The sequence below is a fragment of the Methyloversatilis discipulorum genome, from assembly GCF_000527135.1.
Classification (GTDB): domain Bacteria; phylum Pseudomonadota; class Gammaproteobacteria; order Burkholderiales; family Rhodocyclaceae; genus Methyloversatilis; species Methyloversatilis discipulorum.
Map to the genome: position 1 here is coordinate 180,837 of NZ_AZUP01000001.1, position 16,290 is coordinate 197,126.

The window sequence follows — 16,290 nt, forward strand, 5'->3', positions numbered from 1 at the left end:
GGCGCATGATCTTCAAACCCGTGTTGCTATGGTCCGACCTCCTGCTCTGGTCGCTGGTCGCCGGTGCCGTGGTGCTGGCCCTCTACTGCCGCAGTCAGGACTACCTGCGCCGTGCCTGGCGCCGGGTCGGCGAGTCGTCGGCCGCGATGGCGTCGGTCACCGTGCTGGCGGTATTCGTCGCGGTCGGCCTGCTCGATTCGCTGCACTACCAGCCGCGCCTGCCGGCGAAGGAGGGCAGCAGCGAAATCCAGTACGCACCGGAGGTGCTGTCGGCCCTCGATGCACTGTTCGCCGACCTCAGGCTGAACAACGAAAAGACCTATTCGGCGCCGCTGGCCACGCACGGCTTCGCCAAGGAGACGATGGAGCGCGACGGCGTGCAGACGCGCGATTATCCGCGACTGGTGTTCGGCGGCGCGCACCTGGACGAGCTGTCGCAGCACGACGCCGATCTGCGCAGCCGCGCGCTTTCGGGCGCGCTCAAGGGGGCGCTGCTGTGGGCGGCCTTTACCGGCGTCGTCGTCGGCCTGCTCGCGCTCGCGCAGCGGCGCAGTTACGCCGACACCTGTCGCGCGGTGTGGCGACCAAGGCGATCGGCCGAGCGGCCGATCGCCTGGCGCGCCGTCTTCGTCACCGCCGCCGTGCTCTGTGTGCTCGGCGGCGTCATCGCCGCCTGGGCCGACGGCTACCACGTGTTCGGCACCGACAAGGTCGGGCAGGACGTGCTCTATTTGTCGCTGAAGTCGGTGCGCACCGCGCTGCTGATCGGCACGCTGACCACGCTGGTGACGCTGCCGCTGGCGATCGCGCTCGGCCTGATCGCCGGCTTCCGCGGCGGCTGGTGGGACGACGCGATCCAGTACCTCTACACGGTGCTGAACTCCATCCCGGGCGTGCTTCTGATCGCCGCCATGGTGCTGATGATGCAGGTGATCATCGACACCCATCCGGAGTGGTTCGAGACGGCCGCCGAACGTGCCGATGCGCGGCTGCTGGCGCTGTGCTTCATCCTCGGTCTGACCTCCTGGACCGGCCTGTGCCGGCTGCTGCGCGCCGAGACGCTGAAGCTGCGCGAGCTCGATTACGTGCAGGCGGCGCGTGCCTTCGGTGTCAGCGACGCGCGCATCATGGCGCGCCACGTGCTGCCCAATCTGATGCACATCGTGCTGATCGCGCTGGTGATGGATTTCTCCGGCCTGGTGCTGTCGGAGGCCGTGCTGTCCTACATCGGCATCGGCGTCGACAGCTCGATGAACAGCTTCGGCACGATGATCAACGCCGCGCGGCTGGAGCTGTCGCGCGAGCCGGTCGTGTGGTGGTCGCTGGCCGCCGCCTTCGTGCTGATGCTGGCACTGGTGCTCGCCGCCAACCTGTTCGCTGACGCGGTGCGCGACGCCTTCGATCCGCGCTTCCAGTGGCGGGCGCGCCGCACGCTGCGGAGGGCTGCCGCATGAACGCGCCCCTGCTCGAAGTGCGCGGCCTGACCGCTGAACTGGATACGCCGGCCGGCATCGCGCGCGCCGTCGACGCGCTCGACTTCGACGTGCGCGCCGGCGAAACGATGGCGCTGCTGGGTGAGTCCGGCTGCGGCAAGTCGATGACGGCGAATGCGCTGATGCGCCTGCTGCCCGACGTCGGCTACATCGCCGGCGGCAGCGTGCGCCTGTCCGGCCGCGAACTGACCGTGCTGACCGAGGCCAACATGCGCGAGGCGCGCGGCCGCGACATGGCGATGATCTTCCAGGAGCCGGGCACCAGCCTGAATCCGGTGCTCACCGTGATGCAGCAGATCGGCGAGGTACTGGCGCTGCACCGCGGCCTGCGCGGCGCGGCAGCGCGCGCGCGGGCACTCGAGCTGCTGGCTGCGGTCGGTATTCCGGACGCGGCGCGACGGCTCGACGAATATCCCTTCCAGTTTTCCGGCGGCATGAAGCAGCGCGTCATGATCGCGATAGCGCTGGCCGGCGAACCGAAACTGCTGATCGCCGACGAGCCGACCACCGCGCTCGACGTGACGATACAGGCGCAGGTGCTCGACCTTCTGGCGAAGCTGCAGCGCGAACAGGGGATGGCGCTGCTGCTGATCACGCACGACCTCGGCGTGGTTGCGCGCATGGCGCATCAGGTGGGTGTCATGTATGCCGGCCAGCTGATCGAACGCGCGCCGCGCGCGGCCTTCTTCGCGCAGCCGGCGCACCCGTATTCGCAGCTGCTGTTCGCCGCCTTGCCCGACACCGCGCAGCGCGGGGAGTTGGCCACCATCCGCGGCTCGGTGCCGCCGCTGACCACCGATTTCCGTGGCTGTCGCTTTGCCGAGCGCTGTCCGCAGGCCTGGGCGCGCTGCCGCGACGAGGCGCCGGCCTGGCAGTCGGCGGGCGAGGGCCAGCAGGTGCGCTGTCACCTGTACGACCCGGCAGAGGCGGGCCGGCACGCGCAACACGTCGCCCCGTCTGCCGGTGTCGCTGAAGCTGCACCGTCGGGCGATGCGCAGCCGCTGCTGAGCGTGCGCGAGCTGAAGGTGCATTTCCCGATCCGGCGCGGCGTCCTGCAGCGTACGGTGGGTCATGTGCGGGCGGTCGATGGCGTGTCGCTGGATATCCGCGCCGGCCGCACGCTGGCGCTGGTCGGCGAGTCCGGCTGCGGTAAGACCACCGCCGGCAAGGCGGTGCTGCGACTGATCGAACCGACCGCCGGCAGCGTGACACTGGGCGCTCAGGATGTCGGCGCCGCGTCAGGTGCGGCATTGCGCGAACTGCGCGCGCAGATGCAGATGGTGTTCCAGGACCCGTACGGCTCGCTGAACCCGCGCATGCGGGTCGGCGAAATCATCGCTGAGGGCATGTCCGCACTGAAGCGCGCTGGCGGTGACGAGGCGGTGCGCGCACTGCTCGAGCAGGTCGGCCTGCGGCCGGACATGGCCGATCGCTATCCGCATGAATTTTCCGGCGGCCAGCGCCAGCGTATCGCCATCGCGCGCGCGCTCGCGGTGCAGCCGCGGCTCATCGTCTGCGACGAACCGACGTCGGCACTCGACGTGTCGGTGCAGGCGCAGATACTGAATCTGCTCCGCCGGCTGCAGCGCGAACTGGGGCTGGCCTACCTCTTCATCACGCACAACATCGCGGTGGTTGAGCACCTGGCGCACGACGTGGCGGTGATGTATCTGGGCCGGATAGTCGAGAGTGGTCCGGTCGATCGCGTGCTGCGCGCGCCGCGTCATCCCTACACGCAGGCGCTGCTGTCGGCGGTGCCGCGCATCGACGGCGCGCAGCAGCCGCAGAAGCTGGCGGGCGATCTGCCGTCGCCGGCCAGTCCGCCGTCCGGCTGTGCCTTCCACCCGCGCTGTAGGCGCGCGCAGGCGCGGTGTTCGACCGACCTGCCGCCGCTGGCGGGCGAGGACGGCCGCCAGGCCGTGGCCTGCTGGTATCCGGACTGAGCGCCGTCGACGCGAGGAGGAACGATGACGTTTCCAGCCATCGCCGGCCTGCGCCTGCCGCTCATCCAGGCGCCGATGGCCGGTGTGCAGGATCACCGGCTTGCCGCTGCCGTTTCGAACGCCGGCGGTCTCGGTTCGCTGCCGGCCGCCATGCTGGGTGCCGAGGGTTTGCGCGACCAGCTGAGCGCGCTGCAGGCGCTCACCGACCGGCCGATCAACGTCAATTTCTTCTGTCACGTGCCGCCGTCGCCGGACGCGGCGCGCGAGGCACGCTGGCGCGCTGCGCTCGCGCCGTACTACGCCGAGTTCGGTGTCGATCCGGCGCAGGTGCCGGCCGGGCCGGGGCGCATGCCTTTCAGTACCGGCATGGCCGACGTGCTCGAAGCCTTCCGTCCGGCGGTCGTCAGCTTCCATTTCGGGCTGCCGGCGGCCGATCTGCTCGCGCGGGTCAAGGCGTGGGGCGCCTGCGTGCTGGGATCCGCCACCACGGTGGCCGAAGCGCGCTGGCTCGAAGCGTACGGCGCCGACGCGATCATCGCGCAGGGGCTGGAGGCGGGCGGGCATCGCGGGCATTTCCTGACCGATGATCTGAGCGAACAGCTCGGCACGTTCGCGCTGCTGCCGCAGGTGGTGCGCGCGGTGTCGCGCCCGGTCATCGCCGCCGGCGGGATTGCCGACGCCCGGGGCGTGGCGGCCGCGATGGCGCTCGGGGCGAGCGCAGTGCAGGTCGGCACCGCCTATCTGTGCTGCCCCGAGGCGACGACCTCAGCCGTGCATCGTGCGGCGCTGGGCAGCGAGGCGGCCCGTCACACCGCGCTGACCAATGTGTTTTCAGGGCGACCGGCGCGCGGAATCGTCAATCGGGCGATGCGCGAACTGGGGCCGATCAGTGCCGATGCGCCAGCGTTTCCGCTCGCCGCAGCGGCGATCGCACCGCTGCGTGCGCGCGCCGAAGCGGCCGGAAGCGGCGATTTCTCTCCGCTGTGGTGCGGTCAGAACGCCGCGGGCTGTCAGCCCGTGCCGGCGGCCGAACTGACGCGGATGCTGTCGGCCGGCTTCGCGCGCTGACCGCGCGCCGGCCCGCCCGGCATTCGGTCCACACCGCTATTTTTTCGCTGCAGGCTTTTTCGTTGCGGTTTTCTTGACCGGGACGACGGCCTTTTTCTTGGCGACGGGCGCGGCCTTCTTCTTCGGTGCCGCCGGTTTCACCGCCTTGTTGCCGGACGGCGCTGCGACCGGCACGTTCACCCAGCGCCCGTTCCGCTTGACGCGCTTGTACTTCGGTTTGTCCACACCGAGGCGCGGCGCTTCTTCGGCGTTGCCGGCACCGTCAAGCGACAGGCTGCTGTTCTCGTCGGGCACCAGCAGCGTGGTGCCCGGACCGATCTTCGCCGTCGGCGACAGGCCGTTGAAGCGGCGCAGGCGCCATTCGGTCACGCCGAAGCGGCGGATGACGGTGGTCAGCGTTTCCTTCGGACCCAGCGTATAGGTGCGCCACGGCGCACCGGCTGCGGGTGCGGCATCGGCGTCGCGGTTGCTGAGGTTGGACATGAAGGTGTCGACCGCGTGCGACGGAAGCACCAGCTGCGCGCCACCCTCGCCGGCGCGGATGACCGGTCGCTTGTGCTGCGGGTTGAGCGCCTTGATCTCGGCCACCGGTACGTCGGCAAGTCGCGCCGCAGTGGCCAGATCCATGGTCGGCGCTTCGGCCACCAGCGTGAAGTAGGGCTTGTTCTCGACCGTATCGAGCTCGATGCCGAACAGTTCCGGCTGGGCAATGATGTTCTTGAGCGCCTGCAGCTTCGGCACGTAGTGCCGCGTTTCGTTGGGCATGTTCAGCGAGGCGTAGTCGGTCGGCAGGCCGGCCGCCTGGTTGCGCATGACCGCTCGACCGACCGCGCCTTCGCCCCAGTTGTAGGAGGCGAGCGCTAGGTGCCAGTCGCCGTGCATTTCGTAGATACGCTGAAGATATTCAAGCGCGGCGGCGGTCGAGGCGACGATGTCGCGGCGGTCGTCGCGCTGCGCGTTCTGTTCCAGGCCGTAGAGCTTGCCGGTCGACGGGATGAACTGCCACAGCCCCGAGGCCCGCGCCGACGACAGCGCTTCCGGGTTGTAGGCACTTTCAACCATGGGCAGCAGCGCCAGTTCGGTCGGCAGGCCGCGCTTCTCGATTTCCTCGACGATGTGGAACATGTAGCGGCGGCCGCGTTCGGTCATCCGCCGGAAGTAGTCGGGGCGGTTCAGGTACCAGGCCTGGTGCTCCGCCACCAGAGGGTGGTCCAGGTCGGCCATGCCGAAGCCCTTGCGGATGCGTTCCCACAGGTCGTCCGGCGGCACGGTGAGGTCGATCGGTCTGATCGCTTCCTCTTCATTGGCGATCACTTCGGTCGGTTGCGGAAAGGGAATGGGCTCCGCCTTGCCCGGCTTGATGCCCGGCGTCGTGCGGCTGGCCGTGTCCGGGGTACGACGTGCTGCCGGGCGTTCGACCGAGCGGGTGCCGACCGAGGCGCCCGGAGGCTCGGCCGGTTCTTCGGGCACGACGCCCGTGGCCGCACAGCCGGCGAGCGTTGCGGCCGCCAGCACGAGCAGCGAGCGGCGCAGCAGGGAAACGATGAAATGCGGCATTGCGGCGAAAGAGCCAAACCCCGAATGCTAGCCAGCCGGAGCGGGCAGCGTCAAACCTTGCTGTCGGAGTGGGGTTGAAGGAGTGCGGATTGACCGCACGTCGCGGACGGGGTTCGTCGATGTTGTCCCGGGGCTTTGTAAGGTTATGATGGCGAATAAAAAAAGGGTGTGTCCATGAAAGCGCTGGTCATCGAAGATTCCCAGACAGGGCTCGCAGTCGTCAGCCAGCATCTCGAACGGATGGGGATACTGCCCATCGCCGCCACCGACGGAGAGAGCGGCGTTGCGGCGTTCCGCCAACACAATCCGGACATCGTGCTGCTCGACGTGGTACTGCCGGGCATGGACGGCTACGAGGTCGCCCGCCGCATCCGCGCCATCGAGCAGTCGGGCGAATGGACTCCCATCATCTTCCTGACCGCGCGCACGGCCGATACCGATCTCGTGCAGGGCATTACCGCCGGCGGCGACGACTATCTTTTCAAACCGATCAGTGAAGTGGTGCTCGCCGCCAAGGTACGTGCGATGCAGCGCATCCTGCAGATGCGTTACTCGCTGGTGGTGCTGACGCGCAAGCTCGACGCCGCCAACCAGGAACTGACGCGGCTCACCTCGCTGGACGGTCTGACCGGTCTTGCCAACCGGCGCCATTTCGACGAGACCATCATGCGCGAGTGGCGGCGTGCGGCGCGCTACAAGCGACCGCTGGCGCTGGCGCTGGTCGATGTCGACCATTTCAAGCAGTACAACGATACCTACGGCCACCTGGGTGGCGACGAATGCCTGAAGTCGGTGGCCAGTGCGCTGCAGGCGGTGTCGCGCCGCCCGAGCGATCTGGTAGCGCGCTACGGCGGCGAAGAATTCGCGCTGGTGCTGCCGGAAACCGACCTCGCTGGCGCGCGCAACGTGGCCGAAGGGCTGTGCGATGCGATCCGCGCGCTCAAGTTGCCGCATGCGACGACGTCGGGCCACGTCACCATCAGTGTCGGGGTCGCCAGCATGATGCCGGGCGTCGGCGCGGGCAGCCCGCAGAGTCTGATCGCCGAAGCCGACCTCGCGCTCTACGCGGCGAAGTCGGGCGGGCGCGATCGCGTCGGTTTCAGACAGGTCGAGACCGTCGCCGGCTGACGCCGGCGCAGGCCGGCTTTTCAGAAGACGTTCTTCCACTCACGCAATACGGCGAACACCTCGACCGGGCTGCCCAGTCGGCGGCCGGCGTGCGCCTCCGCCGCGCGGATGACCGCCAGTTCGCGTGCGCGCAGGAAGGGGTTGGTCGCCAGTTCGTCGGCCAGCGCGCTCGGCACGCTCGGCAGGCCGGCCTCGCGCAGCTTCGCTACGCGGCGGATGCGGGCCAGCAGCGCCTGATTGTCCGGTTCGACCGCCTGCGCGAAGCGCAGATTGGCCTGCGTGTATTCGTGCGCGCAATGGACACGGGTGTGCAGCGGCAGCGAGGCGAGCCGCGACAGCGAGTGCCACATCTGTTCCGCGCTGCCCTCGAACAGCCGCCCACAGCCCGCGGCGAACAGCGTGTCGCCGCAGAACAGCAGGTCGCCGCCGACGTAGGCGATGTGGCTGCGCGTGTGACCGGGCACTTCCAGCACCGCGAAGGTGGCCGCGAGCGAGGGCAGGGCGACGCGCGAACCTTCGCGCACCACCTCGTCGATATGCTCGATGCGCTCGTCGGCCGGCCCGAACACGCGGGCGCCGGTGCGGCGCTTCAGTTCGCCCAGGCCGCCGATGTGGTCGGCGTGGTGGTGGGTGATCAGTATGGTGTCCAGGCGCAGCGAATGTTCGTCGAGTGCGGCCAGCACCGGGGCGGCATCGCCCGGGTCGACCACCAGCGCCCGGTCACCTGCGGCGGCGAGCCAAAGATAGTTGTCGCCAAATGCGGGGATCGGATATATCTTCATCCGCCCGATTCTGGCGGCTGGGCTCTGCGTTGACAATGCACCGGCCGCGATCTGCCTGCCCCACGCCTCTTGCCCATGTCGATTCCCGGTCTGCACGAATGGTTGGACACGCCGCAGGGACAGTATGTCCAGCGCTGGGAGCAGGCGCGGGTCGACCAGATCGTGGCCGACGTGTTCGGCTACAACGCGGTACAGATCGGGCTGCTGGAGCACGATTACCTGCGTGCCAACCGGATGCCGTTCAAGCTCTACTGCGAGGACGCGAAACCGGGCCCGCCGCGGGCGCTGATCTGCGATCCGGTGCAGTTGCCGTTCGCGGCGACCAGCGTCGATCTGGTCGTCCTGCCGCACGTACTCGAATTCGCCAGCGATCCGCACGCGGTGCTGCGCGAGGTCGAGCGCGTGCTGGTGCCGGAGGGGCAGGTACTGGTGACCGGCTTCAATCCGTTCAGCCTGTGGGGGGCCAGACGGCGCCTGCGCGAGCGCGACCCCTTCCCGTGGAACGGTGACTGGCTGTCGGTGCCGCGACTGCGCGACTGGTTCAAGCTGCTCAGCCTGGACACCCAGGCCGGCTGCTTCGGTTGTTACTGCCCGCCGGTACTCAGCGAGAAGTGGCTGGCGCGCTGGCACTTCATGGAGACCGCCGGCGATCGTTGGTGGCCCTTTCTCGGCGGCGCTTATGTGCTGCAAGGCATCAAGCGCGTGCGCGGCATGCGACTCATCATGCCGACCTGGCGCGACCGCCGGGCGGCCGCGCGCGCGCTGGCGACGGTCAGTCCGCGCGCGCAGAAACACCGGGCGCCCGGCCAGTAGGCGCGGCGCCCTCATCTATGACTGGAGATACGGTTGGACGAAGTCATCATCTACACGGACGGCGCCTGCAGCGGCAATCCGGGCCCCGGAGGCTGGGGCGCGCTGCTGAAGAGCGGCGAACACGAACGCGAGCTGTCGGGCGGCGAAGTCACGACCACCAACAACCGGATGGAACTGATGGCGGTGATCGAGGCACTGAACGCACTGAAGAAACCGGTGCGCGCGGTGGTCTATACCGACTCGCAGTACGTGCAGAAGGGCATCAGCGAGTGGATACATGGCTGGAAGCGCAAGGGCTGGAAGACGGCCGGCGGTGATCCGGTCAAGAACGTCGATCTGTGGAAGGCGCTCGACGCCGCAGCCGGCGTGCATCAGGTCGAATGGAAATGGGTGAAAGGTCACGCCGGTCACCCGGAGAACGAACGCGCCGACCGCCTGGCGCGGGAGGCCATCCCGGCCCGTCGTTGATCGCTGTCAGCGAACTGCAAGTTCTGGCCGGTACAATCCGGCCCGCCTCAAGGAGCCGCCTTTCCCCATGATTCGCCAGATCATCCTCGATACCGAAACCACCGGCCTGGAGTGGCAGAACGGCGACCGGCTGATCGAAATCGGCTGCGTCGAGCTGGTCGGGCGCAAGCGCACCGGCCGCCGGCTGCACATGTACGTCAATCCGGAACGTGACGTGCCGGAGGGCGCGGTGGCGGTGCACGGCATCACCACCGAGTTCCTCGCCGACAAGCCTAAGTTTCGCGACGTGGTCGACGAGTTCGTTGATTTCGTGCGCGACGCGGAGCTGGTCATCCACAACGCCGCCTTCGACGTCGGCTTCCTCGACAACGAACTGAATATCGTCGGCCGGCCGCCCTTGCGCGAAACCTGCGTGTGGCCGGCGATCGATACCGTGCGCATGGCGCGCGACATGTTCCCGGGCAAGCGCGCCAACCTCGACGCGCTGTGCGAGCGCTTCGGCATCGAGAACTCGCATCGTGAGTTCCACGGCGCGCTGCTCGACGCGGAACTGCTGGTCGAGGTCTATCTTGCGATGACCCGGGGCCAGGAAAGCCTGATCATCGACCTCGAACCGGAAGCCTCGGCGGTGCGTGCCGCCGCGGCCGCGCGCCCGCGTGGTGCATTGCGCCGGGTGCAGGCAAGCGAGGCGGAACTGGCCGAGCACGAACGCGTGCTGGCCGAGATCGACAAGGCCAGCGGCGGCGCCACGGTCTGGCGCAAGCTCGAACCGGCGCAGGCCGGATGAATACAGGGTCGGTCGGCAGACCCGAAGCCGAGGCAGGTTTCTTGCTTCAGCGGCCGGACATTTCCGGATGCGTCGCCAACCCGGCGACGCGGTCCGGGGACAATGAACCATTACAGGAGACCCCCGAATGAGCGCGCAGAAAATCCCCGCCACACTGATCCCCGGTGACGGCATCGGACCGGAAATCATGGAAGCCGCGCTGGCGGCGCTCGACGCGGTGGGGGCTCCGTTCGAGTGGGAACAGATGCCTGCCGGCATGGGCGCGCTGAAGAGCGAAGGTGATCCGCTGCCGGCGAAGACGCTGGACAGCATCCGGCGCACCCGGCTGGCACTGAAGGGCCCGCTGGAAACGCCGGTCGGCGGCGGTTTCCGCTCGATCAACGTGCGCCTGCGCGAGGAGTTCAAGCTCTACGCCAACATCCGCCCGGCGCAGACGCTGATCCCGGGCGGCCGCTACGACAACATCGACCTCATCGTCTGCCGCGAGAACCTCGAAGGCCTGTACATGGGCTACGAGCACTTCATCCCGATCGAGGGCGACCCGCACGCGGTGGCGATGTCGACCGGCGTGAATACCCGCCAGGGCGCGCGCCACATTCTCGAATACGCCTTCGAACACGCGATCGCGCTCGGTCGCAAGAAGGTGACCGTGGTGCACAAGGCCAACATCATGAAGGCGCTGACCGGCATCTTCCTGGAAACGGCCGAGCAGATGTACGAGGAGCGCTACAAGGGCAGGATCCAGTTCGAACAGGTCATCGTCGACGCCTGCTGCATGAAGCTGGTGATGAACCCCTGGCAGTTCGACGTGCTGGTCACGACCAACCTGTTCGGCGACATCCTGTCCGACCTGACTGCGGGTCTGGTCGGCGGCCTGGGCATGGCGCCCGGTTCCAACATCGGCGCCGATGCGGCCATCTTCGAAGCGGTGCACGGCTCGGCACCGGACATCGCCGGCAAGGGCATCGCCAATCCGACGGCGCTGGTGCTGGCCGCCGCGCTGATGCTGGATCACGTGAACATGCAGGACAAGGGCGACCGCATTCGCAAGGCGGTGTCGGAAACGCTGAACATCGACAACGTCCGCACCGGTGACCTGGGCGGCCGCGCCAGCACCAAGGAGTACACCGCCGCACTGGTTGCCCGCATCCGCAACAACGGCTGAGCCGGCGGCTGAACGGTCTGCGTCACGACCGTTCCATCCGGCCGGCGGCGTCCGGAGATCGACCTGCTCAGGTCCGGTTTCCGGACGTGGTCCGCCAGTCGGGCCCGCTTCCGGGCGATAATCGCGTTTTACCCGCGCCCGCCCACCCCATGAAAGTTTTCGGATTTGCCGGCTACAGCGGTTCCGGCAAGACCACGCTGATCGAGCAGCTGATTCCTCACTTCGTGCTGGAGGGGCTGACCGTGTCGCTGATCAAGCATGCGCACGCGGGCTTCGACATCGACAAGCCGGGCAAGGATTCGCACCGCCTGCGCGAGGCCGGCTGCACCGAAGTGATGCTGGTGTCGAACAACCGTTGGGTGCTGATGCACGAACTGCGCGGGCGCCCGGAACCGACGCTGGACGAGCAGATCGCCGCCATGGGCGACTGCGACCTGCTGCTGGTCGAGGGCTACAAGGCGTCGCCGATCCCGAAGCTGGAAATCCACCGCCCGTCCTACGGCCGGCCGCTGATGTATCCCGACAACCCGCACGTGGTGGCGGTCGCCACCGACGAGCCGATGGAACTTCCGCTGCCCCGGCTCGACCTGAATGACGTGGAAGCCATCGCCGGCTTCATCCTTCGCCACCAGGGATTCAGATCATCCTGAGAACCTCGGTTGATCGGCGTCGTGGGCGCGGCTGGCGAGGTGTACGGCAAGGCGCGAGGACGCGGCAGGATGGCTCCCTGCAAGGACGAGCAACGCCGCAGGGCGCCTCGCCAGCCGTGTACGCGGCGTCGAAGCGGTCTCGGCCGGGAGTATGAAGGGCAGGCAAATGACGACATTGATGACGACAACTACTCTGATCAATATGCCAAGCGGTCAGCCGAGGTTCTCAGGATGAACGAAATGCTCACGCTGGACGCTGCGGTCGAACGCCTGCTCGCGGCCGCACGTCCGATCGCCGACAGCGAAACCGTATCGACATTCGCTGCCGCCGGCCGCGTGCTCGCTACCGACCAGCGCTCGACGCTGACCGTGCCGCCGCACGACAACTCCAGCATGGACGGCTACGCCGTGCGTCTGGCCGACCTCGACGTGCCTGGCTGCTGCCTGCCGATGAGCCAGCGCATCCCGGCCGGTCATGTCGGCGCGCCGCTGGCCGCCGGGACCTGTGCCCGCATCTTCACCGGCGCGCCGGTGCCGCCGGGCGCCGACGCCATCGTGATGCAGGAGTCGACGCGCACCACGGAAGCCGGCGTCTGTTTCGACGAGATCCCGAAGCCGGGTGCGTGGATACGCCGCGCCGGCGAGGACATCCGCGAAGGCGACGTGGTGTTGGCGGCCGGCACCCGGCTGCGCGCGCAGGAAGTCGGGCTGGCGGCGTCGATCGGTCTGGCCGAGGTGCCGGTAGTGCGGCGGCCGCGCGTCGCGCTGTTCTCGACCGGCGACGAACTGGTCATGCCGGGCGAGCCGCTGCCGCCGGGCGGCATCTACAACTCCAACCGTTACACGCTGCGCGCGCTGTGTGAAACGCTGGGCTGCGAAGTGCTGGACCTCGGCATCGTCCCCGACCGCCTCGACGCCACGCGCGCCGCGCTGCGCGAAGCCGCGGCAAGCTGCGACCTGATACTGACAAGCGGCGGCGTCGGCGTCGGCGAGGAAGACCACATCAAGCCGGCGCTGACCGCCGAAGGCGGGCTGGACAGCTGGAAGATCGCGATGAAGCCGGGCAAGCCGCTGGCGCATGGCCACGTGAAGCGCGCAGACGGCGGTCATGCGGATTTCCTCGGCCTGCCCGGCAATCCGGTGTCCAGCTTCGTCACTTTCCTGCTGCTGGTGCGCCCTTTCATCCTGCGTCGCATGGGTGTGGCCGACGTCGCCGCTCAGCCATTCATGGTGCGTGCCGATTTCGACTGGCCAAAGCCGGACCGCCGCCGCGAATTCCTGCGCGTGCGCCGCAACGCCGAAGGGGGTCTCGAACTGTTTCCGAACCAGAGTTCGGGCGTGCTCACCTCCACCGTGTGGGGCAGCGGTCTGGCCGACATCGCCGCCGGCCAGCCGGTGAAGCGGGGCGACGCCGTGCCCTTCCTGTCCTTCGAATCCCTGCTGTACTGAGTCATGACGATGAAGATCAAGGTGCTTTACTTCGCCGCGTTGCGCGAAGCGCTGGGTTCGCCCGGTGAGACGGTCGACCTGCCGGCCGATGTGACCACGCTGGCCGGCGTGCGCGCGCTGATCGCCAGCCGCGGCGGCGACTGGGACAAGCTCGCACAGATGAAGAACCTGCGTGCGGCGGTGAACCAGCGCATGGCCGAACCGGACGCCGCGGTCGCCGACGGCGACGAAGTGGCCTTCTTCCCGCCGGTCACCGGCGGCTGAGGAGAAAAGCATGAGTGTGAGCGTGCAGCAGGCCGACTTCGACATCGGCGCAGAGATCGACGCGCTGCTGGCCGGGCGCACCGACGTCGGCGCGGTGGCCACCTTCACCGGTCTGGTGCGCGATATCAATGACGGCTCCGGCGTGCATGCGATGACGCTGGAGCACTACCCGGGCATGACCGAGGCGGCGCTGGAGGACATCGTCGCGCAGGCGAAGGCGCGCTGGGACATCCTGGCGGTGCGGGTGATCCACCGCGTCGGCACGCTGCAGCCGGCAGACCGCATCGTACTGGTGGTCGTCGCCGGCAGTCACCGCGGCGAAGCCTTCGCCGCCTGCGAATTCATCATGGATTACCTGAAGACCCGCGCGCCGTTCTGGAAGCGCGAGGACACGCCGGAAGGCAGCCGCTGGGTCGATGCGCGCGATTCCGACGACAGCGCGGCCGAACGCTGGAAGCAGGGCGGCTGAACGCTCAGTTCGTGGCGTCCGCCGTCCGCACCGGAACGGGGAAAGGCGTCACCGTGCGCCCCTTCTTCGCGTACAGCAGCACCGGCGCGCAGCGCTGCGGGTCGGCGTGGATGCCGACGCAGTCCAGGCACTGGAAACAGTCGTCGTAGCGGATGTCGCCGCTGCGCTCGATCGCGTCGTACTGGCAGCGGTGGCGACAGGTCTGACAGGGCTTGCCGCATTCGGCGCGGCGCACCAACCAGTCGAAGCGCCTCAGTTTGCCGCCCAGCGTCATCGCGGCACCCAGCGGACACAGGTAGCGACAGAAGAACTTGTAGCTGAAGGCACCCGCCAGCAGCAGCCCGACCGCCCACGCCACATACGGCCATGAGCGATCGAAGCCGACCGTGATCGCGGTCTTGAATGGCTCGACCTCGACCAGGTTTTCGGCGATCCGCGGCGCGGTTGCTGCGGCGATGACCAGCGCCAGCAGCAGCGCGTAGCGGCCGCGGTCGAGCACGCGCGCGAGCGGCCGAGGCAACCGGATCTGCGGGACGCGCAGCTTCTGTGCCGCGATCGCGACGAATTCCTGCAGCGCGCCGAAGGGGCAGAGCCAGCCGCAGAAGGTGCCGCGACCCCAGATGAAGAAGCTCACCGCGGTGAACGCGATCAGCAGCAGCGACACCGGGTCGTACAGGAAGCTCGACAGATCCGATCCGGCGGCCAGCGTCTTGATCGCGCCGGTGATCTGCACGATGGACAGCTGGCCCTGCGCGTGCCAGCCGATGAACACCAGCGTGAACAGCAGGAAGGCGTTGCGGAACAGCGCCAGCCGCCGGACGTCGCGCGCCATCCAGTCCGGCCTTGCCAGCACCGCGCAGAGCAGGGCGAGCGCGACACCGATGGCCGCCAGATCCGGCCAGCGGCCCTGCCAGGCGACCAGCCATTCCGGCAGTGGCTGTGGCGGATAGACGAACAGGTCGCTGTCCGGCGCGTAGTCGAAGGACACGGTCTGGTGCGTGATGCGCGGCAGCATCATGCCCTTGGCGCGGGTCAGCGTCAGCGTGAGCTGCATCGGCCGCGCCGGGTCCAGGCCTGCCTGGGCGTAGATGCGGAACACGCCGGACGCGTTGAACGTCGGCGCGCCCTCGGGGGCCGGGTGCTCGAACACCAGATCGCGCATTTCCACCGGCAGCCCGCCCTGGGTCAGCGACAGGCTGGGCGGCGGCGTGCCCGGCACGAAGTGCTCGTCGATCAGCGCGATGCGACCTGAGGTGGCTGCCCACAGCGCGTGCTGGCCGTCCTCGAGCTTCTTCATCAGGTCGTCGTAGCGTGCGTCGCCAAGTACCGCGCGGCCGACCGTCGGCACATTCAGATAGCCGACGTAGAGGTCGACCAGCGTACCGTCCGGCTCGGCCAGCGCGACCTCGTCCGCGCCTTCGCCGTCGGTGCCGGCGAACAGCTTTTCGGCCTGCGCGTTGCTGACGCGCAGGCGGCCGATCAGTCCGCGCTTGACCAGCGTGGCAAAGTCCAGCCTGTCGAAGACGTCGGCGCGCGCCCGCGCCGCCGGTCCGCGCGCGCCGGGATCGGCGAAGCCGAGCTTTTCGCGCGCCACCGCAAGGCTGGCCGCGAGCACCGTCTGGTTCACGATGCGCACCGACGCGGTCGCCTTGGTCACACCGTCGAGCACGACGCGGCTGTCGCTGCCGCCGGCGCGCGTATTGCCGTAGGCCGACGACACGGTGATTTCCTGCTTCAGATTCTTCCCGGCGTACTGCTGCACGAATTCCTTCAGCGGCGCTTCGCCCAGTCCGCTGAGGAAGACCGGTTCGTGCTGGCGCAGCACTTCGACGTCGATGAAGCCGCCCTTGCGGTCGATGGCGACCAGCAGATTCATCGGCGTGCCTTCGAAGCCAGGTATCGGCGCCAGATCGATCGACTCGAACACATAGCCGACCGGTCCGGCCTCCGGTTCCAGTTCGCTGGTGATCGGCCAGACCGGGAGGTCGGCCAGCTTGGGCTGTACGTGCAGTGGCGGCTGGAAGCGACGGGCGAGGTCGTCGTGGCCGAGTTCGCCGGCCAGCGCCGCGCCGCACAGACAGGAGGCGAACAACAGGACGTGGCGGACAAGCGCGCCGATGGACGCACGGGAGATCAGGGACATGAAGTCGGTCCGTGTGGGACGACGGGGCCAACGCACTGCATGCTGTTCTGGCGTGCCCCGCAGACGCGCATGCTAATCGGACGCGGCTCGGCGCCTGCCATGGAAAATGCC

15 protein-coding genes are annotated in these 16,290 nt (G+C 68.4%); 12 read left to right on the plus strand and 3 right to left on the minus strand.

Annotated features, from left to right (window positions below; genetic code table 11):
- The first annotated feature begins 5 nt into the window (after positions 1 to 5).
- Genes METFAM1_RS0100835 through METFAM1_RS0100845 form a run of 3 tightly spaced genes read left to right on the plus strand, consistent with a single transcriptional unit; the run spans position 6 to position 4,504 of the window.
- Positions 6 to 1,454 carry an ABC transporter permease gene (locus METFAM1_RS0100835; protein ID WP_019917575.1) on the plus strand — a complete coding sequence of 483 codons (1,449 nt, stop codon included), beginning with the start codon at positions 6 to 8 and terminating at the stop codon, positions 1,452 to 1,454.
- Positions 1,415 to 3,436, plus strand: a complete 2,022-nt coding sequence (locus tag METFAM1_RS0100840) for an ABC transporter ATP-binding protein (protein WP_019917576.1) — start codon at positions 1,415 to 1,417, stop codon at positions 3,434 to 3,436. Before METFAM1_RS0100835 ends, METFAM1_RS0100840 begins: the two co-directional genes overlap by 40 nt.
- A gap of 24 nt (positions 3,437 to 3,460) precedes the next feature.
- On the plus strand, positions 3,461 to 4,504 hold the full coding sequence (locus METFAM1_RS0100845; protein WP_019917577.1) for an NAD(P)H-dependent flavin oxidoreductase: 1,044 nt from the start codon (positions 3,461 to 3,463) through the stop codon (positions 4,502 to 4,504).
- Between the two features lie 36 nt (positions 4,505 to 4,540).
- Here the strand turns inward: METFAM1_RS0100845 and METFAM1_RS0100850 are convergent, their stop codons facing one another.
- A complete protein-coding gene (locus METFAM1_RS0100850) occupies positions 4,541 to 6,061 on the minus strand; it encodes a transglycosylase SLT domain-containing protein (protein WP_019917578.1) in 1,521 nt (506 codons plus the stop codon).
- A gap of 174 nt (positions 6,062 to 6,235) precedes the next feature.
- Here METFAM1_RS0100850 and METFAM1_RS0100855 point away from each other — a divergent pair, with 174 nt between their 5' ends.
- Positions 6,236 to 7,189 (plus strand): GGDEF domain-containing response regulator, encoded by a 954-nt coding sequence (locus tag METFAM1_RS0100855; RefSeq protein ID WP_024300345.1) that lies wholly within the window; start codon positions 6,236 to 6,238, stop codon positions 7,187 to 7,189.
- Between the two features lie 20 nt (positions 7,190 to 7,209).
- Here the strand turns inward: METFAM1_RS0100855 and gloB are convergent, their stop codons facing one another.
- Positions 7,210 to 7,971: a hydroxyacylglutathione hydrolase gene (gene gloB / locus METFAM1_RS0100860; protein WP_019917580.1), complete on the minus strand. Its 762-nt coding sequence runs from the start codon at positions 7,969 to 7,971 to the stop codon at positions 7,210 to 7,212.
- A gap of 75 nt (positions 7,972 to 8,046) precedes the next feature.
- Between gloB and METFAM1_RS0100865 the strand changes: the two genes are divergently transcribed.
- From METFAM1_RS0100865 to moaE, 8 genes are all read left to right on the plus strand, one after another.
- Positions 8,047 to 8,784, plus strand: coding sequence for a class I SAM-dependent methyltransferase (locus METFAM1_RS0100865; protein WP_019917581.1), 738 nt, complete (start codon positions 8,047 to 8,049; stop codon positions 8,782 to 8,784).
- Positions 8,785 to 8,817: 33 nt separating this feature from the next.
- On the plus strand, positions 8,818 to 9,252 hold the full coding sequence (rnhA, locus tag METFAM1_RS0100870) for a ribonuclease HI (RefSeq protein ID WP_019917582.1): 435 nt from the start codon (positions 8,818 to 8,820) through the stop codon (positions 9,250 to 9,252).
- Between the two features lie 67 nt (positions 9,253 to 9,319).
- Positions 9,320 to 10,039, plus strand: a complete 720-nt coding sequence (gene dnaQ / locus METFAM1_RS0100880; protein WP_019917584.1) for a DNA polymerase III subunit epsilon — start codon at positions 9,320 to 9,322, stop codon at positions 10,037 to 10,039.
- Between the two features lie 127 nt (positions 10,040 to 10,166).
- Complete coding sequence (locus METFAM1_RS0100885) at positions 10,167 to 11,204, plus strand: isocitrate/isopropylmalate family dehydrogenase (RefSeq protein WP_019917586.1); 1,038 nt, start codon at positions 10,167 to 10,169, stop codon at positions 11,202 to 11,204.
- Between the two features lie 149 nt (positions 11,205 to 11,353).
- Positions 11,354 to 11,854, plus strand: a complete 501-nt coding sequence (mobB, locus tag METFAM1_RS0100890; protein WP_019917587.1) for a molybdopterin-guanine dinucleotide biosynthesis protein B — start codon at positions 11,354 to 11,356, stop codon at positions 11,852 to 11,854.
- A 231-nt stretch (positions 11,855 to 12,085) separates the two neighbouring features.
- The gene (locus METFAM1_RS0100895; protein ID WP_019917588.1) at positions 12,086 to 13,303 is read left to right on the plus strand and encodes a molybdopterin molybdotransferase MoeA; all 1,218 of its coding nucleotides are present in this window, start codon (positions 12,086 to 12,088) and stop codon (positions 13,301 to 13,303) included.
- A gap of 9 nt (positions 13,304 to 13,312) precedes the next feature.
- On the plus strand, positions 13,313 to 13,567 hold the full coding sequence (gene moaD / locus METFAM1_RS0100900) for a molybdopterin converting factor subunit 1 (RefSeq protein ID WP_024300346.1): 255 nt from the start codon (positions 13,313 to 13,315) through the stop codon (positions 13,565 to 13,567).
- A gap of 10 nt (positions 13,568 to 13,577) precedes the next feature.
- Entirely contained in the window at positions 13,578 to 14,036 is a 459-nt protein-coding gene (gene moaE, locus METFAM1_RS0100905; RefSeq protein WP_019917590.1) for a molybdopterin synthase catalytic subunit MoaE, read from the plus strand.
- A gap of 4 nt (positions 14,037 to 14,040) precedes the next feature.
- Here the strand turns inward: moaE and METFAM1_RS0100910 are convergent, their stop codons facing one another.
- Entirely contained in the window at positions 14,041 to 16,179 is a 2,139-nt protein-coding gene (locus tag METFAM1_RS0100910) for a 4Fe-4S binding protein (protein WP_019917591.1), read from the minus strand.
- Positions 16,180 to 16,290 lie beyond the last annotated feature (111 nt).

Coding starts and splice junctions, on each gene's coding strand:
- moaE (WP_019917590.1), top strand. CDS start 13,578: ATGAGTGTGAGCGTGCAGCAGGCCGACTTCGACATCGGCGCAGAGATC.
- METFAM1_RS0100865 (WP_019917581.1), top strand. CDS start 8,047: ATGTCGATTCCCGGTCTGCACGAATGGTTGGACACGCCGCAGGGACAG.
- dnaQ (WP_019917584.1), top strand. CDS start 9,320: ATGATTCGCCAGATCATCCTCGATACCGAAACCACCGGCCTGGAGTGG.
- moaD (WP_024300346.1), top strand. CDS start 13,313: ATGAAGATCAAGGTGCTTTACTTCGCCGCGTTGCGCGAAGCGCTGGGT.
- METFAM1_RS0100850 (WP_019917578.1), bottom strand. CDS start 6,061: ATGCCGCATTTCATCGTTTCCCTGCTGCGCCGCTCGCTGCTCGTGCTG.
- METFAM1_RS0100835 (WP_019917575.1), top strand. CDS start 6: ATGATCTTCAAACCCGTGTTGCTATGGTCCGACCTCCTGCTCTGGTCG.
- mobB (WP_019917587.1), top strand. CDS start 11,354: ATGAAAGTTTTCGGATTTGCCGGCTACAGCGGTTCCGGCAAGACCACG.
- METFAM1_RS0100910 (WP_019917591.1), bottom strand. CDS start 16,179: ATGTCCCTGATCTCCCGTGCGTCCATCGGCGCGCTTGTCCGCCACGTC.
- METFAM1_RS0100895 (WP_019917588.1), top strand. CDS start 12,086: ATGAACGAAATGCTCACGCTGGACGCTGCGGTCGAACGCCTGCTCGCG.
- METFAM1_RS0100845 (WP_019917577.1), top strand. CDS start 3,461: ATGACGTTTCCAGCCATCGCCGGCCTGCGCCTGCCGCTCATCCAGGCG.
- METFAM1_RS0100885 (WP_019917586.1), top strand. CDS start 10,167: ATGAGCGCGCAGAAAATCCCCGCCACACTGATCCCCGGTGACGGCATC.
- METFAM1_RS0100855 (WP_024300345.1), top strand. CDS start 6,236: ATGAAAGCGCTGGTCATCGAAGATTCCCAGACAGGGCTCGCAGTCGTC.
- gloB (WP_019917580.1), bottom strand. CDS start 7,971: ATGAAGATATATCCGATCCCCGCATTTGGCGACAACTATCTTTGGCTC.